We start from the raw sequence: 25,101 nt of genomic DNA, 5'->3' as shown, positions 1-25,101 counted from the left end.
ACCGGTTCGATCCGGCAAAGGCTCTTTTTTCAACTCGCCATGGTGGCGGCAATCCTGTCGGTGGCCTTTTTCGTGATCGTGCGCAGTGTGGCGGAACAGGCTGCCGAGAGCACGCAGGACGACATTCTGTCCGCCTCCGCCACCGCGATCGCGGATTCGCTTCGTTCCGAGGGCAGCAACGTGATGCTCGACCTGCCCTATTCGGCGCTGTCGATGCTGGGCACGTTGAGCGAGGATCGCGTATTCTACCGTGTCTTTACCGGTGACGGCACGCTGACAGGCTATGACGATCTGCCGCTGCCGGATCGCACGCCGCAACGGGGGCAGCCCGCCTTCGCCACGTTCGATTATCGCGGCGATCAGGTGCGCGCGGTGTCCGTCGTGCGCCCCGTGGGAACGGGCACGTCCGCGCGCGACATCATCGTCACCGTCGCACAGACCCGGCTGGGGCTGGAGCAGACCTCACGCACGATCACCACCACGGCGATGGGGGTCGGGGCCGGGTTTTTTCTGGTGGCCACGGGGTTGAGCCTGTGGGCCGCATCCGCCGCACTGGCCCCGATCGAGCGCCTGACCGGAGCGGTAGCGCGGCGCGGCCCCCATGACCTGCGGCCCGTCACGGCGGATACTCCGGCCGAACTGATGCCTCTGGTGAACGCGCTCAATTCCTTCATGGCGCGTCTGCGTGCATCGCTGTTGCGCAACGAGGATTTCATCGCCGAGGCGGCTCACCGGGTCCGCACTCCGCTGGCGACGGTACGCGCGCAGGCGGAAATCACGCATCGCAAGCTCAACAAGCCCGAACATCGGCGCGCCATGAGGGAAATGATTCGCGCCATCGACGAAAGCGCCCGCTCCGCCGGGCAGATGCTGGATCACGCGATGGTCAAGTTTCGCACCGATACGCTGGCTGGCGATAGGCTGGACATGTGTGCGTTGATAGGTGAGGTCTGCGACAGGTTGGGGGCGACCGCCGACCTGAAGGATATCCAGATCGTGCGCGATCTGCCGGACGAACCGATCCCCGCGCGGGGGGACGGCATCCTGCTGCAGGCGGCTTTGCAAAACCTGCTCGACAATGCGATCAAATATTCGCCCGAGGACAGCCGGATCGTCGTGCGGGTCGAACAGGGCTTCGATCTGAAAGTGTCGATTCAGGACGAGGGGCGCGGCTTCGGCGATGCCGATCTGACCCGGCTCAAGACCCGTTACACCCGTGGCGCCAATGTCGGGGACATCGTCGGTTCCGGTCTCGGATTGACCATCGCGGATGAGGTCACGCGCGCCCATGGGGGGCGGCTAGAGATCGTCACAAACCAGACGGGGGTCGGTGCATGTATCTCGCTCATACTGCCCAGAATCTGATCGCGGGCCTGATCGCCGCCGCGCTGATGGCGACGCCGGTCGCGAGCTATGAGATACAGGAGCGCAGGATATATCCCGCGCAGGGCGAAACCTCCGTCCTGCGGGTAATCTCCACCGCCGATCTGGACGTGTTCGATCCGATTCTGGCAGCATTCCAGGCGGACAATCCCGGTGTCAGCGTCGATTATACCGTGACAGAAACTGCCGACCTGATGCAGGCGCTTTATGAGGAAGGCGCATCCTTCGATCTGGCGATCTCCTCCGCCATGGATTTGCAGACGAAACTGGCGAATGACGGCTTCGCGCGGACCTATACCTCCCCCGCGACGGAGGCATTGCCCGATTGGGCACGTTGGCGCGATCAGATTTTCGCCTTCACACAGGAACCCGCCGTGGTCATCGTGTCGGATGCGTTCTTCGAAGGGCAACAGCCCCCTGACAGCCGCGACGCCCTGATCGCGTTGTTGCGCGAAAGCCCGGAACGGTTTCGCGGTCGCATCGGCACCTACGATGTCCGCCGGTCGGGCTTTGGCTATATGATGGCCACGCAGGACAGTCGCAACAGTGAGTCCTACTGGCGATTGATGGAGGTGATGGGACGACTGGACGCGCAATTGTACTGCTGCTCGGGTGAGATGATCCGCGATGTCGCCACCGGCCATCTGGCGCTGGCCTACAACGTTCTGGGCAGCTACGCGCAATCGCGGCTGGCCATGACGGACGGGTTTAGGATCGTTCAGTTTGGCGATTACGTCAACGTCATGCTGCGCACTGCGCTGATCCCGCAAACCGCCGAAAACATCGACGACGCGCAGACCATGGTCGATTTCCTGACCCGGCTGGGCACGCGCCCCGATCTTGTCGCGCTCTCGGAACTGCCGGCAATCGCACCCGATAGCTTTCAGGCAAATACCGCCCTGCGCCCGATCCGTTTCGGCCCCGGTCTGCTGGTCTTTCTCGATCAGCTAAAGCGGGGGGCGTTCCTGCGCAACTGGGAGGATTCTCTGCTGCAAGATTGAACAGCGCCGGACGCCTGAATCGAAACAACGCAATCTCGCAAGTGCATTTTGTGTTTCGAGAGGTGAGAATAGTGCACCATTTCTCCATTTAGGCCTGTCAAATCCCCTAACACGGACGACAGCCGCATCGTGGTTCTCGACAACGCTACCGGGATTACCTCGTCCGATTATCGCGCTCTGCGCCTGCTCGGCAACGGAGTTCACCCTCTGGCAGCAGCACATGCGTGGCACACTCTCGCAGCTGCCCATGGCCTCGGGCCCGTGGATCTGGCGACCAAGCCAAGAGCCGGAGGGCCCAGCGCAAATGAATCTGTTTGAAGGATTGCTCCCATGAGCATGCAGGGACGGATCGGTCGTGCCGGTGGCGCAAAGGTGAAACGCGCGCTGGGCGTGCAGGCAGCGCTGGAATGGGCGTTCCGGGTGGAAAAGGCACAGTTGGAATTGCCCCAACCAAAGGACGTGGTCGAGGAAGGCTTCGGATTTGGCCTGGAGTATGTCCTGATGCAGCGTGCTGCGCTGGGCTGCAAGGTCGACGGCGGCCAGCCCAAGATGGGCAGCTACACCCACGCGGATGCAGAGGTGATTGCCGCCACCGTCGCCGCAATGCCCGACAGTCTGGGCGGCATCCGCATGGCAATCCGCATCGCGGAACTGGCCCGTGTCGGGCTGACCCCCGATTGGATGCCAGGCGTTGTTCCCCGCTGTGTGCCGGTCGAGACGCGGCAAAATCAGCACGGTGTTCGGGCCGTGACGGAAGTTGTGGGCTCCGAACGGGTGCTGACCCGGGGCAAATGGCGCACGGTCGAAGTTCTGGCCTGCCCGGTCACCTGGCGGCCGCATCCGCAACAGATCGCCTCCGCCCGTCGCGGCTATGAGGATTGGTGGCAGGCGCTGGACTGGGTGCGCGATGGGCTGATAATGGGGCGGATGCTGCGGGAGGTCGAGGTGACGGCGGCGATGCCGAAAGTGCGGCCTTGGCGCTGAGAGTCGCATCGACCTTACTGGAAACGGCATCTTGTCAAATGGCATATAACCTATATATTTGTGTCATAGAGGATTTGCCATGCAGTTTGCCACAATCGAACCCACCGCGTCCCGACCGGACCTTCCCGCCATCACGGATGAGGAGGCCGCCGCCCTCGCGCGCACCACCGTGAACCTGTTCCGCGCCTGGCAGCTCAGCGACATCGAGGCCCGCACCTTGCTGGGCGACATGGCCCAGCGCACATGGGCCCGCTGGAAGGACGGCAGTATCGGCCGGATCGACCGCGATTTGCGGGCGCGCATGGCAATCCTGATGGGGATTCACAAGGGCCTGCGCTATCTCTTCACCGATGCGGCGCGTGGTTACGCGTGGATCAGAAAGCCGAACGCAGCCTTCAACGGCCAAAGTGCGCTCGACGTGATGATGCGCGGCGAGATCACCGACCTGATCGACCTGCGCAGCTATCTGGACGCCGAGCGCGGGGCATGGTGACAGCGCCCACGCGCCGCGTCGTCTGGCCGCGCAGCGCCCGGATCATCCGCTCGATCTATCCGCCGATTGACCTCTTCGAGGATATCGCTGACCCTGCCGATTGGGAGGCACTGGCCTCGGCTGAGGCCAAGTTCAACCCGCGCATCCGCGACAGCATCGGTGATTTGGCGAAGGTGCCGGTGGCGCGGCGTGTCACCGGGCCGGGCGCAAGCTGGGTGATGGCGGCGTTTGTTCATTGCTCGCCACTTCGACCGGGGCGGTTCTCCGATGGGACATATGGTCTGTATTACGCAGGCGACAGCACCGAAGTGGCTATCGCCGAAACCATCCACCACCACAGCAAAACCATGCTGGCTACGAATGAGGCCTCCGGCTGGACATCGCAGTTCCGCGAGCTGATCGGATCGGTGGACGCGGACATGGACGATGTCACGGGGATGGCCGACCTGCTGGATCCCGACAACTACCGCCCCTCACAGGTGTTCGGCGCTGAGCGGCGCGCGGCGGGCTCCGATGGCATCACTTGGCCCAGTGTGCGCTATCAAGGCGGCCGCTGCATCGCCGCATTCTGGCCCGATGTCGTGCCGATCCCGACGCAAGGCGCGCATTACGCATATCACTGGAATGGCAGCGCGGTCGATTACGTCAAAAAGCTGGATACAGGTGAGATTATGAGCGTGCGCTAAAGCGGAGGACTGCCTCATAGCGCGACCTCAAATCAGCTTACAAAAGGTTCAGTAATTATCGGTCGCACGGCAATCTGATCGACGCTAAGCTGACGAAAAGTTTTTCTTGAGGCGTTTATGACTGCTGTTGATCGAATTCTTCAATCTTACCGTGATGCAGCCGTCACCGAACGTGAAAAGGGTACGTACTTCGAACGCCTTGCCTCTGCTTTCTTCCTGAACGACCCGGTTCAGGCCGAAGAATACGAAGCGGTCTGGTCGTGGTCCGCATGGGCGCAGGCGAACGGCTGGGACGGCAAGGATGTCGGGATCGACCTTGTCGCCAAACTGCGCAACGAGGATGGCTTCGCTGCGATCCAGGCAAAATTCTATGCCGCCGATACACGGATCCAGAAATCGCATATCGACAGCTTCATCTCGGCCTCTGGCAAGGACCCGTTCCGTCGGCGGGTCGTTCTCGACACGACAGAACAAGAGTGGGGGACAAATGCCGAGGAGATGATCCGCGGTCAGGCAATCCCTGTTGTCCGGATCGGGCTGACCGATCTGCGGGAAAGCCGGATCGACTGGACGATCTTCGAGGCACGGGGCGAGATCGTCTTGGCGGCGAAGAAAACCCTTATGCAGCATCAGCGCGATGCACTTGCAGACGTCAGCAGGGGCCTGGCTGCGGCCGATCGTGGCAAAATGATCATGGCGTGCGGCACGGGCAAAACGTTCACCTCACTGAAGATCGCCGAGACCATCGCGGGCAAAGGCAAGCGCGTTCTGTTCATGGTGCCGTCGCTGGCGCTGATGTCCCAGACGGTGCGCGAATGGACCAATGACACCGAAACGCCGATCCGTGCTTTTGCCGTCTGCTCCGATGCCCATGTGGGCAAGCGCCGCAAAAGCACCGATGACGTGGCCGAGATCGAGATCCACGATTTGGCGTTTCCAGCCACCACCGATCCGGCCAAGGTTGCCGAAAATGCGCGCGAGGACGATCCCGAGCGGATGACCGTCATCTTCTCGACCTATCAGTCCATCGTCACTCTGACCCGAGCGCAGGAAGCGGGCCTGCCTGCATTCGACCTCATCATCTGTGACGAGGCCCATCGAACGACCGGCGCGACACTTGGTGGCGAGGAAGAGTCGAACTTTGTCAAAATCCACAGCGATGATCATGTCGAGGGCCGCAAACGTCTTTACATGACTGCCACGCCCCGGATCTTCGGAGATAACGTTCGCAGCAAGGCCGACGAGGTTGGTGCTGAACTCGCATCAATGGACAACCCCGACCTCTTTGGCGAAACCCTGTTCTATCGCGGCTTTGGCTGGGCGGTGCAGAACGGTCTGCTGACCGATTACAAGGTCATCGTCCTGGCGATGGACGAGGGGCTGGTCAGTGCCGCGGTGCAAAAACGGCTCGGCGATGCGGGCAGCGAACTGGTGCTGGACGATGCCACCAAAATCATCGGTTGTTACAAGGCGCTGACCAAGATCGACCTTAAGACCGACGTCACCGCCGATCCCCATCCGATGCGGCGCGCGCTGGCGTTCGCCAAGGACATTCGCAGCTCCAAGCTGATCCGCGATGAATTCACCGCCGTGGTTGATGAATATCTGGGCCAGGACGGCTTGATCGACGATGAACCTGCCTCAGACCACCTCCAGTGCGAAATCGAACACGTCGACGGTACCTTCAACGCCAAAACGCGCAGCGCCCTCCTGGATTGGCTGAAGGCCGACGCAGGCGAGAACACCTGCCGCATCCTGACGAACGCGCGCTGCCTGTCCGAAGGTGTCGACGTGCCCGCCCTCGATGCGATCATGTTCCTGCACCCGCGCAAAAGCCAGATCGACGTGGTGCAATCGGTTGGCCGCGTCATGCGCAAGACCGACACCAAGAAGATGGGCTATGTCATCCTGCCGGTCGGCGTTCCCGCCGGTGTGCCGCCCGAACAGGCACTGGCCGACAATGAGCGCTACCGCGTCGTCTGGCAGATCCTGAACGCGCTGCGCGCCCATGATGAACGCTTTGACAGCACCATCAACAAGATGTCGCTGGGGCAGGATATCAGCGATACCGTCGAGATCGTCGGCATCAACGCCGAGTCCGAAGAGCTCCGATCCGTCACCGCCGTTGTCGACACGCTGCCAACGAAGACCAAGGCTGCCGGTTCGGGCATCGGCTCGGACAGCGGTGGCAACGGCGATGAGGTCATCGAGGGCCCGGGACCGACCCAGACGGAGATGACTTTCTCCATCGACGAATTCTCCCGCGCCATCATGGCCAAGATCGTCAAGAAATGCGGCACCCGCGACTATTGGGAGGATTGGTCCGCCTCCATCGCCGAAATCGCCAAAAGCCACATCACCCGCCTGACCGCGCTGCTGAAAGACCCCGACAGCGACCCGCGCCGCGCCTTTGACGGGTTTCTGGCCGAACTGCGCGACGATCTGAACGACACCATCTCCGAAGGCGACGCCATCGAGATGTTGGCCCAGCACATCATCACCCGGCCCGTGTTCGAGACCCTGTTCGAGGGGCACAAGTTCACCGCCGAAAACCCCGTGTCACGCGCCATGCAACGCGTGCTGGATGTGCTGAACGAGGCCAACCTCGACAAGGAGTCCAAGGACCTCGAAAAGTTCTACGCCAGCGTCAAGATGCGCTCGCAGGGCATCACCGATCCGCAGGCCAAGCAAAAGCTGATCGTCGAGCTTTACGACAAGTTCTTCCGCAACGCCTTCCCCCGCACGACCGAGAAGCTGGGCATCGTCTATACGCCGGTCGAGATCGTCGATTTCATCCTGCATTCGGTCAACGAAATGTTGCAGGAGCATTTCGGCCAGACACTGGGGTCCAAGGGCGTCCACATCATCGACCCCTTCACCGGCACGGGCACCTTCATCACCCGGCTGCTGCAATCGGGCCTGATCGCGCCCGAGGAACTGGAGCACAAGTTCCGCCACGAGATCCACGCCAACGAGATCGTGCTGCTGGCCTATTACATCGCCGCGATCAACATCGAGGCGGTCTATCAGGGGATCACGGAAAGCCATGAATACGTGCCCTTCGAGGGGATCTGCCTGACCGACACCTTCCAGATGTATGAGGGCGACGACGAGCTCGCGCTCTACATGCCCGACAACTCCGAACGCCGCACCCGGCAGAAGGAGCTGGATATCCGGGTGATCGTTGGCAACCCGCCGTATTCGAAAGGGCAAGGTAGCGAGAACGACAACAACGCGAATGTTAGCTACGCGGGTCTTGATAAGCGCATCCGCGAAACTTACGCGGCGGCATCTGACGCACACCTCAAGACGGCGCTTTATGACAGCTACGTTCGCGGCATTCGCTGGGCTTCGGACCGTATAGGGGATGCCGGCGTCGTCGCCTATGTCACAAACGCGGGCTGGGTCGAAAGCAACGCCGCGGATGGGATGCGTGCCTGCTTGGCGAGGGAATTTACGGATCTCTATGTTTTCCACCTTCGCGGCAATCAGCGCACCAGCGGCGAACGGTCTCGCAAGGAAGGCGGCAAGATATTCGGGTCGGGCAGCCGCGCACCGATCGCCATCAGTGTCTTTGTCAAGAACCCAGTTGCCACTGAGCATGGCCGGATCTTCTTCCATGACATCGGCGACTATCTGGACCAGAAGCAGAAATTGGCGATCATCCGCGACTTTGGAGCAGTGAAGGCAATCAGTAATGCGGAAAGATGGCAGCGGATCACGCCGGATGATAAAAACGACTGGCTGAACCAGCGTGACACCAGTTTCGATGCGTTCATCCCAATCGGGAATAAGAAGGACAAGTCTTCTATATCGCTGTTTGGTAATTTCTCGCAGGGTATCCTCACGAGCCGCGATGCGTGGTGCTACGGTTCCTCTCGGAGTCAATTGATCTCCAATATCTCTGGCATGGTTACGCGCTACAATTCCGAAGTTGAAAGGCTGAAATTAAAAGGCCAGCTAAGGCAAGCTAAGGATCATGTTCTGCGTGATGGTTCCAGGATAAATTGGTCGAGAGCGCTATTGAATAGCGTCACGCGCGGTCGCACTATAGATTTTAAGGAGGAACACGTTGTAAAAGCGACATACCGGCCATTCGCCAAGCAGTGGATTTATTATGATCGTCATCTGAACGAGATGATGTATCAGAATGAACGTCTGTTTCCCAAAGGCGTTGCAGAGAACATGATTATAGCCACAACCGGAAACGGCGGCTCCCGTGGGTTTTCAGTTTGCCTGCTCGAAACTCTGTTCGACTTCAACGCGATGGAGGCCGGGTCCCAATGTTTCCCTCTCTACCTCTATGACCAGCAGGACGAGGAACCGGGCGGCCTGTTCGAAGGCCAGTCCTCCGGCCTCCAGCGCCGCGACGCGATCACCGATGCCGGGCTGGCGCATTTCCACGCGGCCTATCCGGGCGATGAGATCACCAAGGAGGACATCTTCTACTACGTCTACGGCCTGCTGCATTCGCCCGACTACCGCGACCGCTACGCCGATAACCTGACCAAGGAACTGCCCCGCATTCCCTGCGTGAAAACCTACGCCGATTTCCGCGCCTTTGCGGACGCCGGTCGCGCGCTGGGCGATCTCCACGTCAATTACGAAACGGTGGAGCCATACCCCGTCACCTACAAGCAGGGCACGCCCGAGCTGTGGAACGTGGGAGACGCAGAGGCCTTCTACCGCGTGACCAAGATGAAGTTCGGCGGCAAGGCCCGCGACAAGGACAAGACCACGGTGATCTACAACGCCAACATCACCATGACCGATATCCCGCTGGAGGCCTACGACTATGTTGTCAACGGCAAGCCCGCGCTGGAATGGGTGATGGAGCGCCAGGTGGTCAAGACCGACAAGGCCAGCGGCATCGTCAACGACGCCAATGATTACGCCAATGAGACCATGAACAACCCCGCCTATCCGCTGGAGCTGTTCCAGCGGGTCATCACCGTGAGCCTGGAGACGATGAAGATCGTGGACGCGTTGCCGAAACTGGACCTGCCGGAATGAACCTCAAAACGCTGCTCATCACCCTCGCGCTGATCCCGTCTGGCGCGCTTGCGCAACAGGGCTTCAGCTGTTCCTACGGCGACCGCGGTGCCTGCCTTGGTTTTGGCGAAACGGTCTGCTCCAGCAGCGGAATGTGCGTGAATGAAAACGCCGCGTGTTTCGACCGCTACCAATGCGATTACGAAGGCTTCACCTGCCGATCCAACGTGACCGAATGCACCGAGGCCCATGACGCCCTGCTGCGACGACACAACGAGCTGGTCGACGATTTCAACGAGAACCTCGAAATCGCGAGGGGGATGGCGGCGCGATTGGATGATGTGGAAACCTGCCTGATCTACGCGAACACGCTGGAGGACGCCAAACTATGCGCGCCATGACTGCCCATCTGGCACGCCGGGTCTTTTGGGCAAAAGCAGAATGCCGCCCGGATCCATTCGGCCCGTTGCGGTATTGTTCAGAAAGGGTGTCCCATGGCGCTTTTTAACTGGCTGTTCGGCCGAACCCCGGAATCGTCTCAAACTGCCGCTACTGGCCAGCGGACGCCAGAAACCGCCCGCCCCTCTCCCAGACCTGCCTTCGCCCACGCAGACCGCGTGCCGGAGGGCAGCTTCCGCTTCATCGCACTGGACGTTGAAACCGCCTGTAGCGATGTGGCCAGCATCTGCCAGATCGGCCTGGCCTGTGTTCAGCCCGACAATCAGATCCAGACCTTCTCGATGCTGGTCAATCCAGGCACACGATTTGACCCGTTCAACATACAGCTGCACGGCATCGGACCTGATCATGTCGCCAATGCGCCCCATTTCCCCGATGCGTTGGGGTCGATGCTGCAGCTGCTGACAAATCATCACCTCGTTCAGCACAGCAACTTCGACAAGCGGGCTATGAATGCCGCCTGTGGTTTCTGCGGGATCGACACCCCGGACCTTCGCTGGAGTGACAGCGTCAGGATTGCGCGACGTGCTTGGCCAGAGTTGAAGGGGAACGGCGGACACGGGCTGGCGAACCTGAAGCGCACGCTGGATCTCCAGTTCCATCATCATGACGCTGGCGAAGACGCGCGTGCCGCGGCGATGGTCGTGCTGCACGCCGAAACTCATCTTCGACTTCCCTTTGAGGAACTGATCAAGCCCGCCCCCAAAAAGAAAAAGAGCTATCCAGCTGCAATCACTATGGACGGTGATCCTAATGGGACATTGGCCGGATCAATCGTGGTCTTCACAGGTGCGCTGGGCATGTCGCGAAGCGAAGCCGCAAACCTGGCTGCCCACGCCGGAATGACCGTAAAGGCCGGGGTCACAAAGAAGACAACGCATCTGGTCGTCGGAGATCAGGACCTGACCGTCCTTGCCGGGCACGCCAAAAGCAGTAAGCACCGCAAAGCGGAAGAAATGCGCGATGCTGGTCATCCCATTCGGATCATGGGGGAAAGTGAATTTAAAAATCTGCTATCAGGAGGTGTTGCCGAATGAACCGAACAAAATTTCTAGTCCTAGCTTCCGCTACTGCGATGATTGTATCGACGGCACAAGCACAGAACATCTATGCGGATATTGCGACCGGAATGGCGGAGCAAGGCATTGCTGAAGCTGAGAAGCTGTTGGAGGCTGCGCCTGGCCTTCTGGATGAAACGCTCAGACGCGGTGAGGTCGGTGAAGAATTCGAGACCGCTCAATATTGCAGAGGAGCACTACAATCCGCCATCAACCTTGGCGCGGCCGTGTCCAATATCATGCCCTTTTCCGAGGTATGGACCCTTGAGGATCAAAGGGGGCCCGTTGGACGTTTTCGCATCATGTTGAATGGCGAACAAATCCACACTGATGTCTACTGCGAAGGCAGCCTTTTGCGTTCTGTTCTATTGCCTTGGGGACCTGGAAGTTCGGATCCTGACCCAGTTCAAATCACGACGTTCAGCGCAATTGCAGGAGCAGCTCTCAACCTCAAGCTTCAGGGCGCTTTTGATGATCCAGAGGTTGATGCGGCAGCGGCACCCAACGCGGACACGTCTCAGACAACCGACACTTCAAGTGATATGGACTCAGCACAGAATGCCGACACCACCTTTGATGTTGCAAGCAGTGCTGCGTTGGCGAGTACAATTCAAAGGTGTTGGAATGTTGGATCGCTGTCGGCCGAAGCGCTCCAGGTGAATATCAGGGTTTCTGTCAGTCTGGAAGAAAACGGTATGCCTGACGTCAACAGCATCACGATGTTGTCTCATAACGGAACGAGCGAAGCGGCGGCGAGACAAGCGTATGAAGCCGCGCGGAGAGCCATAATACGTTGCGGAGCAAATGGCTTTGAGCTGCCGCCTGATCAATATGAGCAATGGGAAACACTTACGCTGGAATTTGACCCAACGCAGATGCGCATTCAATAGCGGGCTTCGGTTGCGAGTTCTGCTACCCCCCATGCCTTGGTTCCTCCCGGGCGTGATCCTTATACGGGGGGGCGCAGCGCGGCATTTTGCTAGCGACTGGCTTCTTCACCGGGGAATCCAGGCGGAAGCCACCTCAGCGGCGTGACGGAATAAAGTCACTATATTACAGAAGCTTACGCTGGCCTGTTCAACTCTCAGGGTGGATTTTACTATTTTTGTCAAGAATCCACCCTGGGAATCCAGAGAAGCCACCTGAACAAGAAGCCAGCCAGCGGAAGCCACCTGTCCGGAAGCCGTTGATTCCAGGCGGTTTTCGTTTGACAAAGCTGCCCCCCTTGACCTACCTATTAATCATCGAAGAATAGCGCCCGGAGGAAATCCCTCGCGGGCGCTTTTGTTTTCCTGACATCACGGATCCCGATCTCACGGCCTTGGCCGCGTGGCTCGGCATGTCCACCCCGCCTAAAATGAGAGCCCTCCCATGGACCTTGTCTTCGCACCAAGCGAGATCGAGACGTGGCCGATTGACCGGCTGCGCCCCTATGCCCGCAATGCCAAGATGCACGGCGACGACCAGGTGGCCAAGATCGCGGCCAGCATGGCGAAGTTCGGCTGGACCGTGCCCTGCATGGTGGCTGACGATGGCGAGCTGATCGCGGGCCACGGCCGGGTGCTGGCCGCAACGATGCTGGGCCTGACCGACGTGCCGGTGATCCGCCTCGGGCACTTGGATGAAGCCGAGCGGTGCGCCTATCGCATCGCGGATAACAAGCTCACCGAGCTTGGCGAATGGGATGAGGCCATGCTGCGTGATGAGATCGCGGGGTTGCTGGCTAAGGATTTCGACCTGTCGCTGCTGGGCATCACCAACGCCGATCTGGACGCGCTTTTGCAGGATCCGGATGCGCTGGGCGGCGATGGCCCGGTCGAGGGCGAGTATGACATGCCCGAACCACCTGCCACGCCGGTGTCCGTTCCGGGCGACCTTTGGCAGCTGGGATCGCATCGGCTGATATGCGGCGACAGCACTTCCGCCGATGTGGTCGGGCGGTTGCTAGACGATGTGACCCCTCTGCTGATGGTGGCGGCGGACATCGCCCGCGCGGTGTCGCTGGGCAGAAGAGGCATGTGATGGCATTTCATGAGGTCCGGTTTCCAGACAATATAAGTCGCGGCGCGCGCGGCGGGCCGGAGCGGCGGACCCAGATCGTGGAGCTCGCTTCCGGCGACGAGGAACGCAACGCCAGCTGGGCCAACTCGCGTCGCCGCTACGATGTCGCCTACGGCATCCGCCGGGCCGACGATCTGGCGGCGGTGGTCGCCTTCTTCGAGGCGCGCAACGGGCGGCTACACGGATTTCGCTTCAAGGACTGGGGTGACCACAAGTCCTGCCTGCCCTCGGGAACGCCATCGCCCACCGATCAGGTAATTGGCACCGGCGATGGCACGATGACCGCCTTCCAGCTGGTCAAACACTACGCTTCGGGCAGCCAGACCTGGACGCGGACGATTGCAAAGCCAGTCGCGGGCAGTGTCGGGATATCCCTCGACGGCGCAGAGCAGGTTTCGGGCTGGTCGGTCGACAGCACAACCGGCGTCGTCACTTTCAGCGTCGCACCGGGCGCGGGCAACGCGATAACTGCAGGTTTCGCCTTCGACGTACCGGTCCGCTTCGACACCGACGCCCTCGACGTGACGCTCGACCTCGAGCGGCTGGGCTCAATCACATCCATCCCGCTGCTGGAGATCCGCAGATGAAGACCCTCACCCCTGATCTTCAGGCCCATCTGGACGAGGGCACGACCACGCTCGCGTGGTGCTGGCGCATCAGAAGGGCCGATGGCATCACCTTTGGCTTCACCGATCATGACCGAACCCTCAGCTTTGACGGCACCGACTTCGAACCCGAGAGCGGGCTCACGGCGTCCGAGGTGCGTTCCGGCTCGGACCTGTCCGTCGATGCACAAGACGCAGAGGGCGTGCTGACCTCGGACCGCATCACCGAGACCGACATCCTCGACGGCCGCTGGGACAACGCGGAGGTCGAGGTCTGGCGGGTGAACTGGGCCAAGACCGGCCAGCGTGTGCTGATGCGCCGCGGTGCCATTGGCCAGATCCGCCGCGGGCGATTGGCGTTTGTCGCCGAAGTCCGGAGTCTCGCCCATGTGTTGGGCCAGACGGTCGGGCGCACGTTCCAGGGGACCTGCGATGCGGCTTTGGGGGATGCCCGCTGCGGGGTGGATCTGGGCAATCCAGTGTTCAGGGGCATCGGCACGGTCACCAATCTGCAGCGCGACCGGGCGTTCACCGCCTCAGGGCTGGGCGCTTTTACATTCGGGTGGTTTACCTTCGGCACGGTGGAGTGGACCGGCGGGGCCAATGCCGGGCGGCGCGCGGAAGTAATCGCCCATGATGTCATCGATGGTGACGCGGGGCTAACACTGCTCGAAGCACCGGTGCGGCCCATCGCTGAGGGCGACGCCTTTATTGTCCGTGCGGGCTGCGACAAGCGGATCGAGACCTGTGGCGCGAAGTTCGCTAACACCACCAACTTCCGTGGCTTTCCCCATATTCCCGGCCAAGATGCCATTCTGCGCTACGCCAACAAAGATGGCGGACACGAAGGGGGCGTATTGTGATGTCCCCGGTCGTTGCAGCGGATCCCGCGCGGGTCATTGCAACCGCGCGCGCTTGGCTTGGCACGCCATATCACGATCAGGCCAGCTTGCGCGGCGTCGGCTGCGACTGCCTTGGCCTCGCCCGAGGCGTCTGGCGCGAGGTCGTCGGCCCCGAGCCGTTCCCGATCCCGCCCTACAGCCGCGACTGGGGTGAGACCGGCCCGCGCGAGGTTTTGGCGGATGGGGCGCGGGCCATGATGTCAGAGATCGCATCATCTGACGCCGGTCCCGGCGCGCTCGTGCTCTTCCGCATGGCCCCACGCGCCATTGCCAAGCATGTCGGGATCCTCACCGGGCCCGGCACCTTCCTCCACGCCTACGAGCGGCTCGGCGTGATCGAGGAACCGCTCACCCCCTCCTGGCGGCGGCGTATCGCTTTCGCTTTCCTCTTTCCCCAACCCTGAGATCACCCCATGGCCAGTCTTGTTCTCGGTGCTGCCGGTGCCGCTATTGGCGGCAGCATCGGCGGTACGATCCTTGGTGTCAGCGCCATCCCCATCGGCGGCTTTGTCGGTTCCACCATCGGCTCCGTGGTCGACAGCTGGATCATTTCGTCGCTGGCCCCCACCCAACGGATCGAGGGCGCGCGGATGGACAATCTGCGCATCACCTCCGCCACCGAGGGCGCAGTGATCCCGCGCGTCTATGGCCGCATGCGGGTCGGTGGCAATATCATCTGGGCCACGGATTTCCGCGAGGAGACCAGGACCACCACGCAAGGAGGCGGCAAGGGTGGCGGCGGAGGTGGCAAGGTCCAAAGCACGGAGTATTTCTATTACGCCTCCTTTGCGGTCGCATTGTGCGAGGGCCCGATCACTGGGGTTGGCCGCATCTGGGCCGATGGCAAGCTGCTGGACACTGCCGGGGTCACCTGGCGCTGGTATCCGGGCGATGAGGCGCAGCCAGTGGACCCGTTCCTGTCGGCGAAGATGGGGGCGGCCAACACACCCGCCTATCGCGGTACCGCCTATGTCGTGTTCGAGGATCTGCCACTGGGGGATTACGGCAACCGCATCCCGCAGATGAGTTTCGAGGTGTTTCGGCCTTTGGCGGACGCGGACACGGCCGAGGGGCTGACTCGCGCCGTCACCATGATCCCCGCGTCGGGCGAGTTCAGTTACGCCACCCAAGGCATCCGCAGGGGCAGTGGCGGCGCGCAAACGCCCGAGAACCTCAACGCGGTGTCGGACACCGCCGACATGGTGGTGGCGCTGGACCGGCTGCAGGCCATGGCGCCTGCGGTGGAGAGCGTGTCACTGGTCGTGGCCTGGTTCGGCGATGATCTGCGCGCAGGCAATTGCAAGGTGCGGCCCGGCGTCGAGGTGTTGGAGAAGACCACTACGCCGCAGACATGGAGCGTCAATGGCGTGAGCCGCGCCAATGCCATGCTTGTGAGTCGAGACGCTCAGGAGCGCCCGGTCTATGGCGGCACGCCCGCTGATTTCGCAGTGGTGCAGGCCATTCGGGAGATGAAAGCGCGCGGGCTCCGGGTGACCCTTTATCCCTTCATCCTGATGGATGTGCCGCCCAACAGCACACTGCCGAACCCCTACAGTGATAATTCTGCCGAGATCGGCCAACCCGCTTTCCCATGGCGGGGGCGGATCACCTGCTCTCCGGCCGCGGGGTATGCCGGGACAGTGGACAAAACCGCAGCCGCGGCCGCGCAGGTGTCCGCGCTCTTCGGCGCGGCAACGCCCGCAAACTTCAGTACCTCTGGCGAGAACGTCAGCTGGACCGGGCCCTCCGGCGATTGGGGCCTGCGCCGCATGGTGCTGCATTATGCCCATCTCTGCAAAGCGGCGGGCGGCGTTGACGCCTTCCTCATCGGCACCGAGATGGCAGGGCTGACCACGATCCGCTCGGGTGCCAGCACTTATCCCGCCGTGCAGGCGTATCGGGATCTGCTCGCGGATGTGCGCTCCATCCTCGGGTCCGGGACGAAGATCGGCTATGCCGCTGACTGGTCGGAATACTTCGGGCACCAGCCGGGCGATACCTCTGGCGACGTGTTCTTTCACCTCGACCCGCTCTGGGCCGATCCGGAGATCGATTTCGTCGGCATCGACAATTACATGCCGCTGTCGGACTGGCGCGACGGGTTTGAGCATGCGGACGCGGTCGAGGGCTGGCCCGCGATTTACGACCGGGCCTACCTGCAGGGAAACATCGCGGGCGGCGAAGGCTTCGATTGGTTCTACGCCTCCGACGCTGATCGCGCGGCGCAAGTTCGCACGCCGATCAGCGATGGCAGCACCGCCAAGCCGTGGGTTTTCCGCTATAAGGATCTGCGCAGTTGGTGGTCGAACGCACACTATAACCGTCCCGGCGGGGTGGAGAGCGCAACGCCCACAGCATGGATGCCGGGGTCCAAGCCGATCTGGTTCACCGAGCTGGGCTGTCCCGCCATCGACCGGGGCACCAACCGGCCGAACGTCTTTTCCGACCCCAAATCCTCCGAGAACATCACGCCGTATTTCTCACGCGGCTGGCGCGATGACACGATCCAGCGCGCCTATCTCGAGGCCACCTGTCTGTTCTGGCGCGACGCCGCGCACAACCCGGTGTCACCGGCCTATGGCGACCGCATGGTGCATGTGCCGGAATGCGCCGCCTGGACATGGGACGCGCGGCCTTATCCGTTCTTTCCCGAACTCACCGACGTCTGGACCGATGGGGCAAACTGGCGGCTGGGGCATTGGTTGAACGGTCGCCTTGGAGCCGTGGCGCTGGCCGCCCTCGTGCGTCACCTCTGCCTGCGCGCGGGGCTGCCCGAGACCCGGATTGATGTCACCGGCCTCTGGGGTGCCGTCGAGGGCTATGCCATTGGCGCGTTGGAGAGCCCGCGCGCATCAATCACTACCCTGTCGCGTCACTTCGGGTTCGATGCGGTCGAGACCGAGGGCATGATCCGCTTTGTCATGCGCGGGCGGGCCGCCGTCGCAACCCTCGGGCCCGACGATCTGGTGTCCGCTCGTGAGGGCGATGTACTGGAACTGACGCGGGGCCAGGAAACCGAACTGCCGCAAGCGCTCAAATGGCAAGTGGCCCGAGCTGACGAGGACTACGACGCGGCGCTTGTCGAGGCGTGGCGCATCACCGTGGACACCACGCGCATTGCCTCAGAGAGCTTCCCCATGGCGGTCCCGCCCGAGGAAGCCGAACGGCGCTGCCGCCGCGCGTTGATGGAAGCCTGGACCGGGCGAGAGACGGCCGCGTTTCGCCTGCCACCCTCGCGACTGGCCCTTGATCCGGCGGACGTCGTGACGCTCAGCCATGATGAGCGGCACATCTCGCTCCGGCTCATCTCAATTGCCGATGCAGAGGCCCGTGGGATCGAAGCCGTTCGCCAGGACCGCGAAGCCCACGACCTGCCACCCGGATCGCCACGCCCATCGTCCTTGTCAAAAGCCGTGGTGTTCGGAGCGCCCGAGGTGGTGCTCATAGATCTGCCGCAGCTGACCGAGGGCCAACCGGCGCATCGCCCGCTCATCGCAACGCACGCCACTCCTTGGCCCGGCGAGATGGCCGTGTTCCGCAGCCCCTCAAGCGATGGGTTCGAGCTTCTGACCACCTTTGGCGGTCGCGCCCGCATCGGAACGCTGGTCTCGGATTTCTTCGCAGGCCCCACGTCGCGCTTTGATCTCGGCAATACACTGGAGGTCGATCTGCTCTCCGGCATGTTGGAAGGTGTCACGGATCTGACGCTATTCGGCGGTGCCAACGCACTGGCAATTGAAAGTGCGCCGGGTGTCTGGGAAATCCTGCAGGCGGGCAAGGCGGAGTTGATCGCACCAAGCCGGTATCGCCTGACACGCCTTCTGCGCGGCCAGCGCGGTACGGAAGGCCCAATGGCCAATCCGGCACCGGCAGGCGCGCGGGTTGTGGTGCTGGACGAGGCTTTGGCATCCTTGCCAATCGCCGAGGGTGATCTGGGGCTGCCGTGGAACTGGCGCATCGGCCCAGCCAGCCGCCCGGTCAGCGACGAGACCTATGTCGCACAGACATTCACGCCCGCTGGCATCGGGCTCCAACCATTCTCTGTGGCCCATGTCGAGCAGCCATGGCGCAGGCCACGCATGCCTGGCAATCTAACAATCCGCTGGATGCGCCGATCAAGAGCGCTCGCCGCCGACAGCTGGGGTGGGCTTGACGTACCACTCGCCGAGGAGCTGGAAGCCTATGAGGTCGAGATCCTCGATGGCAGCACGGTCAAGCGGGTGCTGACCACCTCCACGACAAGCGCGGTCTACACCGCCGCCCAGCAGACCGCCGATTGGGGCGCACTGCTCGCGCCCGGCGATACGCTTGATGTCCGAATCTTCCAGCTCTCCGCCCTTGTCGGTCGGGGGGCCGCCAACACCATCACGCTCCAACTCTGAAGGTCCTCTCATGTCCGATGCCACGACCAACCTGCTGCTGCCCTACATCCTGGCGGCGCAGGCACAAAAGCATGTCACCCATAACGAGGCCCTACGGCTGCTCGACGGGCTTGTGCAACTTTCCGTCCTCGACCGGGACCTGACCGCGCCGCCCGGCAGCCCCGCAGACGGCGACCGATACATCGTCGCCTCCGGCGCGACCGGCGACTGGGCTGGCTGGGACCTGAACGTGGCGCTCTGGACCGATGGGGCTTGGCTTCGCCTGCCGCCCCGGACCGGCTGGCGCGCATGGGTCGAGGACGAGAAATTGCTGCTCGTTTACGATGGCTCCGCATGGGTCGGCACCACGCCTGCGTCTTTGCAAAATCTATCATTGCTGGGCCTCGGAACAAACACCGATGCATCAAACCCGTTCTCGGCCAAGCTGAACGCCGCGCTCTGGACGGCGAAGACCGTGGCCGAGGGCGGCACCGGCGATCTGTTCTACACCATGAACAAGGAGACCGCAGGCGACGATCTCGGGCTCACGCTGCAGACCGGCTTCGTGACCAAGGCGCTGGTTGGGATCTTCGGCTCCGACAGATTCCGCGTCGCGGTCTCGGCCGATGGCAGCACCTTCTTCGACGGACTCAGCGTCGATAACGCCACCGGCATCGTCGATCAGCCCCAGCTGCCGCGCTTCAAGGCCTATACCAACTATGACAACTACGTGGGCGTCGGGACCTGGACCAAGATCGGCCTGAACAACACCGACTACAACGATCAGGGCGCGTTTGATGCCGCGAACAACTATTTCGTGGCCCCGACGGACGGCACCTATCTCTTTGGCGCGACGTTGCTCTACAAGGCCAATGCCAGCACCGCGGCCCGCATGCGCGGGCGGCTGGTGCTGAACGGCACCACGGAAATTCGGGGCGCAGGCGGCGAGATCGGCGGCGCGCATGTGTCACTCGCCACCGCGCTTGGCCTGCAAACCATGGTGCCGTTGACGGCGGGCGATACCGTCGAGCTGCAGGGCACTTTCCGCGCTCAGGACGGATATTTTGCGGCCGACCAGACGTCCTTCTGGGGCTCGAAGATCGGCTGACGCCCCTGCGCAGATCACTGAAAGACAGCACTATGACAGACCGGAACTCCCTCGCGCAGGAGGTTGGCGCGGCCTTCCGCGACCATGGCCTGACGGCCGCAATCACCGCTCTGATCGGCGGCACAATCGCCTTGCTGGCCTCCGTCGCGCGCAAGGCATTTACTAACGACGCCATGCTCGCCCGGCTTGACCGCGAACTGCTCACCGAGCGCAACCGCATCGAGCGCCAGCGCGCGGAAGACCGAAAAACCGACGCCGACCGGCTGGCCCGGATCGAGGCCGACATCCATGCCATGCGCGCCCTGATGTTCGAAGCGTTCCAGCGCGGCGGCGGCGACTGACAATCCGCCCGCCTTATCGACCTTTACCTCGACCGCTCCTGTGGCGGTTTTTTGTTCTTGGAGGACCCCATGACCACGATCTTTTACGACCATTGGCGGGATGTGCCTGAAAGAGCCTGGCGCTGGCCGAACTTCTCGCCCGCCGAGATCGCCTGCCGGGGCACCGGCAAGCTGCTGATCAACGAGCCCGCGCTCGATAAGCTGCAGGCGCTACGGGTCCTTCTGGGCAAGCCGCTGATCGTGCGTTCCGCCTACCGCAGCCCCGAGCACAACCGCGCCGTCGGCGGTGCCACCCGGTCCAAGCACATGGACGGTGCGGCGTTCGATATTGCTATGTCGAACCACGACCCGGTAGCCTTCGAGGCGGCGGCGCGGGAGGTTGGGTTCCTTGGCTTCGGCTTCTACCCGCGAGCCGGGTTCATGCACGTCGACCTCGGCCCGGCACGGCATTGGGGCGAGCGGTTCCCGGTCCGGGCGACGGCATCTGCAGCCGAAACCCCGCCTGCGCGCGAGGTTCTGGCGCAGAGCCGCACCATGAAAGGCGGCGGTGCAGCGGGTGTGGCGACAGTTGGCGCGGCCGGGGTCGAAGTGGCACAGCAGGTGCTGGCCGACACGCAGACTGCCATCCTGCCGCTGGTCCCGTATCTCGACACCCTGCGCTGGGTGTTCATTGCCGTGGCGCTCGGAGGCATCGCAGTTACGATCTACGCCCGCCTTGATGACTGGAAGCGAGGGCAGCGGTGATGGCCTGGATTGCAGCGATCCTTGCCAGCCGCCCGGCGCGCAAGGCGCTGGGCCTGGCTTTGGTTGCTATCACCATCACCCTGTTCCTTCTGAATCTGCGCCGCGCCGGTGAACGCGCTGGGCGGCTGGCGGAACGGTTGCAAAAATCGGAGAAAACCCATGCCATTCAACGCCAGATGCTTGATGCTGCCAGCCGCCGTCCCGCTGACCGCGATGCTTTGGTTGAGCGGTTGCGCGATGGTCGGTTCTGACGCAGGCGCGTCATGTCCGCCTGTGGTGCCCTACAGCGCCACCGACGAGGCGCGCGCCGCAGCCGAGGTGGCCGCCATGCCAGAGGGTGCGGTCGTGGTCCGAATGCTCAGCGACTACGCCGTGTTGCGCGACCAGGCGCGGGCTTGCCGATGAAAAGGGGCGAGAAAATGGCCTGCGGGAAACGCCCGAAACCTCGAGCGCAACTGCACGCCCGGTCCGTTTCGCGGATTCACAAGTTCAAAGAATGGCAGCGCGCCGCTGCACGGACATGGTGACATGCGACCTCTCCCTCTGGCGCGTGTGGGAATGGGCACAATTGTGCACCCATGTCAGGGCCGTTTCCGACGCCTCGGCTTGGAGGCGGCGGGCCGTTTTGCCGTCGCGATCTTCGCCTTGCCAACACAGGTCGGATAGCGAACGCAGCCGAGGAACCCTCCGTATCTCCCCTTGCGCTCGACCAGCCAGCCATCTTTGCAGTCTGGACAGCTTGGATAACTGACCCCGCAACCACATCGAACCTCGGTCGTGCCTTCCGCCTGGCGTGGCAAAGCGGTACCGCAGGACGGGCATGCGGGCAGCAGGTTTCCACAATGCTGAACATGCTCACAACGATACCAGATGCGCCCGTCTTTCCCGGTCACGCCCAGCAACCGCCCACCACATTCTCCGCAAACATGAACGTCGGGTTCCGCATCGGGTGCTGCAGCTATGTCGTAAGCAGGATCCTTCCTGAGTTCGGTGACAAAGGACGACGGGCGCGAGTGCGAGGCGAGAAGTGTCAGGGTATACTTGGCCCGTGTCATGGCGACATACATGACACGCCGTTCTTCAGCGTTCTCAAATGCCTCTTCTTCCGGTGAGACGAGAGTCAGCAGAGGATCGTCAACGATCTCCGAGGGAAATCCGATCCGACCGCTGTCGGCATTCAGGAGGATCACGTGATCGGCTTGCAGGCCTTTCGAGGCGTGAATGGTCTTGAAGGTGATTTGCAGGCGCGGGAACCGGCGCCGCAAATCGCGCATGCGTGGTTCATTGAAACGGTATCGCCCAAGCAGCAGCACACTTGCTGGCTTGGCGTCTGTGTTTGGCCGTGTCGATAATGCGGCGAGGACGTCAGACAGCTTTCGCTCATCCTCTGCACGCGGCACAGCCACGATACTGATGGCTGGTTCTGTTGCTGTGCTAGCCGGGATGACCTGCTTTTCGATCTGGGCGGGGTTGCGAAGCACGAAGGTTCTAGCCGCAAAAGCGATCTGGTCGACCGACCGGAAGGTTCGACCAAGATCGACTGTACGGTGCACGCCCGAGGCGTTGTCGAACGTGCCGCCAAATTCGGCTCCAAATTGGCGCATGAGGTGAATGTCGGACCCGGCAAAGCGAAAGATCGACTGCCAGTCGTCGCCGACGGCAAAGATGCGTGCGTCCGGTTGCTGGGCCTTCAGCGCTTTCACCAGCCGCGCACGGCTTTGCGAAATATCCTGGAATTCGTCGATCAGTATGTGACGGAACGGGCTGACGTAGCGGCCGGTCTCGGCGTATTGCGCGGCGCGGAGGATCATGTCCTCAAAGTCGATCCGCCCCTCAAGGCGCTTCTGGTATTCCTCAAAGACCGGCGCAAAGACGTCTAAGAAAGCCTTGGCACGTTTACCGAGCTTCATCCGGTCGGATTTGGTTTCGCAGTCGTCGAGGCTGTAACCACCGCTTTTGAACTTGCGAAGGAAGGTTCCCAGCAGCTTCGAGAAATCATCCACCTGGTTGAGCTCGACGATCTGGTCGTAGATTGTGTCGGCTGGGCGGGGCTTCAGGGTCACATGCGGGGCAAGCTTTTCCGCAAGGCCTGTCAGCAAACGACCTTCCTGCCGCTCATAGCTGTAGGTCTCAATCAGGGTGGTTTCATGATCGGCGTGGACCTGACGCTTCCACTCCATGCCAGCCAAATATGGCTCGCGCTCCACGAACGGGGCCGTGACCAGCCGCTCGCTGCCATCCGCCATTTTCTGACGACGCACACCAAAATGCTCGATGTAGATACCGCTTTCGGTCAGGCGAAAATCAGGCTGGTAATCGCGTCTGCCGGTCTCCGGGATCTTGTGCTCGTAGACGGGCTCGTACTCGTATTCGACACCATTTTCGTAAAGCCAGTTGGCGATCTGGAGTTCTTCATAGCTTTTGACTTTTTCACCCTGAAGCGTGCGAAGATCCTGACTTTCCATGTGGGTGTAGAAGTCATGCTTGTTCTTGAAGTCCCATTCGGTTTTGGGCTCAACGAGGAAATGCGCGAAAAACTGGATGATTGCCTGCGACACGTCTGACAACTTGTGGACGAGGTCCTTCAGGATTTGCTTGATCAGATTGCTGAAGGCCATGTCGTCGGTGGCGTGATCCGCCAACGCGGGCTTTGATCCTTCAACGATCCCAATGATGTCATAGGCAAGCGCGTGGAACGTTCGCGCAACAATCGGTACGCCCGACCGTGCCTCAACGCGTTCGGACATCTCCTCCGCTGCGTTCTTTGCGAATGCCAACAGCAGGATTTCCTCGGCCTCACGGATGCCAGCCTTGAGCAGATAGGCCGCCTTTGCAGTGATCACGCTGGTCTTGCCGGATCCTGCCCCGGCAAGGACCAGTGTCGCGTCTTCATCCACCACGACCGAAAGTCGCTGTTCTGGCGTCAGAGGCTGGCTCTCGATCGTGTCGAAAAAGTCTTTCCAGTGGTCCAATTCAGCATCGACGAAGGCAGCGATGCTTTTGGACCGTGCCGTCTGCGGATGCGTGGCAAATTGCTGAATGACCGAAATACGCTTGGACCCATCGGCGCCGATGGCTTCGGGCTGGAGCTTTGACAACAACGACGCATCAAGAGCGCGCGCATCATCCAAAAGGGGCGCAATCTGGCACGCCGCCGGATAGCGGCTTGGGTGCGCCAGCGCCTGGACACCTGCATGAATGCGATCAAACCGGCTCGCTTCCTTTTCGAGGGCAGCACGATTGAAGCGGATCCAAGCGGCTTTGAAGATTTCGGAAAACGCCGCTGCCTCAACTTTGGCCGCGGCCTTGAGAACCACATCGCCGCCAGAATCAGAAGGGATCGTCAGCATGGCACCAAACGCGCCCTTCCGAACCACTGGCGCCGCATTCACAGCTTCAAGGGTCAGAGACTGCTTGCGACGACCCTTGGTGATCTGGAGAAGGTCCCCATTGAGCTCCAGTGCTTTGGCCGTTTTGCCAAAGGGGTTCACAAAGAGTCCAAGCAAGGGGCGTTGTTGTAATCGAATCAATGATCTGGCCCTCGTCGTCTTTGCACGAGAGCTTGGGCTGCCCCTGCCATTGACTTCAACCGTGATCGGCCACCGTTCCTAACGCTGCTTACCACGGTTCAAAGTGCACGAAACCGTCGATTCGCTGGAGGACTCGCCAAACGTTGAGGTGGCGTTGAGGTGGAATGCACATAAGCAAAAAGCCCCGCGAGATGCGAGGCCTAAGGCTTTGGTATTGCTTGGTATTTTTGGTTGCGGGGACAGGATTTGAACCTGTGACCTTCAGGTTATGAGCCTGACGAGCTACCGGGCTGCTCCACCCCGCGCCAAAATCATTCATCATAAGAGAGCGGAGGAGGTATTGACAGGTTTGGCGGTGACCTACTCTCCCACGTCTTGAGACGCAGTACCATC

The 25,101-nt window shown here is 61.7% G+C and carries 19 protein-coding genes, 1 tRNA gene and 1 pseudogene; 19 read left to right on the top strand and 2 right to left on the bottom strand.

Features of this window, described 5'->3' with window-relative positions; all coding sequences use genetic code 11:
- Window positions 1-39: 39 nt before the first annotated feature.
- The 19 genes and pseudogenes from H1S03_RS02935 to H1S03_RS02845 all read left to right on the top strand — a co-directional run bounded on the left by H1S03_RS02935 (window position 40) and on the right by H1S03_RS02845 (window position 21,583).
- On the top strand, window positions 40-1,365 hold the full coding sequence (locus H1S03_RS02935) for a sensor histidine kinase (RefSeq protein WP_185803335.1): 1,326 nt from the start codon (window positions 40-42) through the stop codon (window positions 1,363-1,365).
- Window positions 1,335-2,384 (top strand): ABC transporter substrate-binding protein, encoded by a 1,050-nt coding sequence (locus H1S03_RS02930; protein WP_249777790.1) that lies wholly within the window; start codon window positions 1,335-1,337, stop codon window positions 2,382-2,384. The genes H1S03_RS02935 and H1S03_RS02930 overlap by 31 nt, the downstream gene beginning before the upstream one ends.
- Window positions 2,385-2,714: 330 nt before the next feature.
- Window positions 2,715-3,368 carry a hypothetical protein gene (locus H1S03_RS02925; RefSeq protein ID WP_185803094.1) on the top strand — a complete coding sequence of 218 codons (654 nt, stop codon included), beginning with the start codon at window positions 2,715-2,717 and terminating at the stop codon, window positions 3,366-3,368.
- A gap of 79 nt (window positions 3,369-3,447) precedes the next feature.
- On the top strand, window positions 3,448-3,861 hold the full coding sequence (locus H1S03_RS02920) for an MbcA/ParS/Xre antitoxin family protein (protein ID WP_185803093.1): 414 nt from the start codon (window positions 3,448-3,450) through the stop codon (window positions 3,859-3,861).
- Window positions 3,855-4,547, top strand: coding sequence for an RES family NAD+ phosphorylase (locus tag H1S03_RS02915; protein ID WP_185803092.1), 693 nt, complete (start codon window positions 3,855-3,857; stop codon window positions 4,545-4,547). Before H1S03_RS02920 ends, H1S03_RS02915 begins: the two co-directional genes overlap by 7 nt.
- 117 nt (window positions 4,548-4,664) lie before the next feature.
- Window positions 4,665-9,560: a DEAD/DEAH box helicase gene (locus tag H1S03_RS02910; RefSeq protein WP_185803091.1), complete on the top strand. Its 4,896-nt coding sequence runs from the start codon at window positions 4,665-4,667 to the stop codon at window positions 9,558-9,560.
- Window positions 9,557-9,940: a hypothetical protein gene (locus H1S03_RS02905; protein ID WP_185803090.1), complete on the top strand. Its 384-nt coding sequence runs from the start codon at window positions 9,557-9,559 to the stop codon at window positions 9,938-9,940. The genes H1S03_RS02910 and H1S03_RS02905 overlap by 4 nt, the downstream gene beginning before the upstream one ends.
- 93 nt (window positions 9,941-10,033) lie before the next feature.
- Window positions 10,034-11,035, top strand: a complete 1,002-nt coding sequence (locus tag H1S03_RS02900; protein WP_185803089.1) for an exonuclease domain-containing protein — start codon at window positions 10,034-10,036, stop codon at window positions 11,033-11,035.
- The gene (locus H1S03_RS02895; RefSeq protein WP_185803088.1) at window positions 11,032-11,946 is read left to right on the top strand and encodes a hypothetical protein; all 915 of its coding nucleotides are present in this window, start codon (window positions 11,032-11,034) and stop codon (window positions 11,944-11,946) included. The genes H1S03_RS02900 and H1S03_RS02895 overlap by 4 nt, the downstream gene beginning before the upstream one ends.
- Before the next feature lie 481 nt (window positions 11,947-12,427).
- Window positions 12,428-13,030: pseudogene (locus tag H1S03_RS02890) on the top strand (ParB/Srx family N-terminal domain-containing protein); the annotation flags it as partial.
- A 47-nt stretch (window positions 13,031-13,077) separates the two neighbouring features.
- Entirely contained in the window at window positions 13,078-13,704 is a 627-nt protein-coding gene (locus H1S03_RS02885) for a DUF2460 domain-containing protein (protein ID WP_185803087.1), read from the top strand.
- On the top strand, window positions 13,701-14,585 hold the full coding sequence (locus tag H1S03_RS02880) for a DUF2163 domain-containing protein (RefSeq protein ID WP_185803086.1): 885 nt from the start codon (window positions 13,701-13,703) through the stop codon (window positions 14,583-14,585). Before H1S03_RS02885 ends, H1S03_RS02880 begins: the two co-directional genes overlap by 4 nt.
- Window positions 14,585-15,028 (top strand): NlpC/P60 family protein, encoded by a 444-nt coding sequence (locus H1S03_RS02875; protein ID WP_185803085.1) that lies wholly within the window; start codon window positions 14,585-14,587, stop codon window positions 15,026-15,028. The genes H1S03_RS02880 and H1S03_RS02875 overlap by 1 nt, the downstream gene beginning before the upstream one ends.
- Before the next feature lie 9 nt (window positions 15,029-15,037).
- Window positions 15,038-19,006 (top strand): baseplate multidomain protein megatron, encoded by a 3,969-nt coding sequence (locus tag H1S03_RS02870; RefSeq protein ID WP_185803084.1) that lies wholly within the window; start codon window positions 15,038-15,040, stop codon window positions 19,004-19,006.
- A 10-nt stretch (window positions 19,007-19,016) separates the two neighbouring features.
- Window positions 19,017-20,093, top strand: a complete 1,077-nt coding sequence (locus H1S03_RS02865; protein ID WP_185803083.1) for a DUF2793 domain-containing protein — start codon at window positions 19,017-19,019, stop codon at window positions 20,091-20,093.
- Window positions 20,094-20,125: 32 nt separating this feature from the next.
- A complete protein-coding gene (locus H1S03_RS02860) occupies window positions 20,126-20,434 on the top strand; it encodes a hypothetical protein (RefSeq protein WP_185803082.1) in 309 nt (102 codons plus the stop codon).
- A gap of 69 nt (window positions 20,435-20,503) precedes the next feature.
- Complete coding sequence (locus H1S03_RS02855; RefSeq protein WP_185803081.1) at window positions 20,504-21,178, top strand: YcbK family protein; 675 nt, start codon at window positions 20,504-20,506, stop codon at window positions 21,176-21,178.
- Entirely contained in the window at window positions 21,178-21,429 is a 252-nt protein-coding gene (locus H1S03_RS02850) for a hypothetical protein (protein WP_185803080.1), read from the top strand. Before H1S03_RS02855 ends, H1S03_RS02850 begins: the two co-directional genes overlap by 1 nt.
- Window positions 21,416-21,583: a hypothetical protein gene (locus H1S03_RS02845; RefSeq protein WP_249777789.1), complete on the top strand. Its 168-nt coding sequence runs from the start codon at window positions 21,416-21,418 to the stop codon at window positions 21,581-21,583. Before H1S03_RS02850 ends, H1S03_RS02845 begins: the two co-directional genes overlap by 14 nt.
- A gap of 176 nt (window positions 21,584-21,759) precedes the next feature.
- Here H1S03_RS02845 and H1S03_RS02840 read toward each other — a convergent pair whose 3' ends face one another.
- Window positions 21,760-24,528: a UvrD-helicase domain-containing protein gene (locus H1S03_RS02840; RefSeq protein WP_249777796.1), complete on the bottom strand. Its 2,769-nt coding sequence runs from the start codon at window positions 24,526-24,528 to the stop codon at window positions 21,760-21,762.
- 408 nt (window positions 24,529-24,936) lie between these two features.
- Window positions 24,937-25,013 (bottom strand) — tRNA-Met (locus H1S03_RS02835).
- Between the last annotated feature and the right edge of the window lie 88 nt (window positions 25,014-25,101).

The organism is Pontivivens nitratireducens (assembly GCF_014235845.1).
Taxonomy (GTDB): Bacteria; Pseudomonadota; Alphaproteobacteria; order Rhodobacterales; family Rhodobacteraceae; genus Pontivivens; species Pontivivens nitratireducens.
Note: the sequence above shows the minus strand (reverse complement) of the source record. Positions and strands in the feature narration are given on the sequence as shown.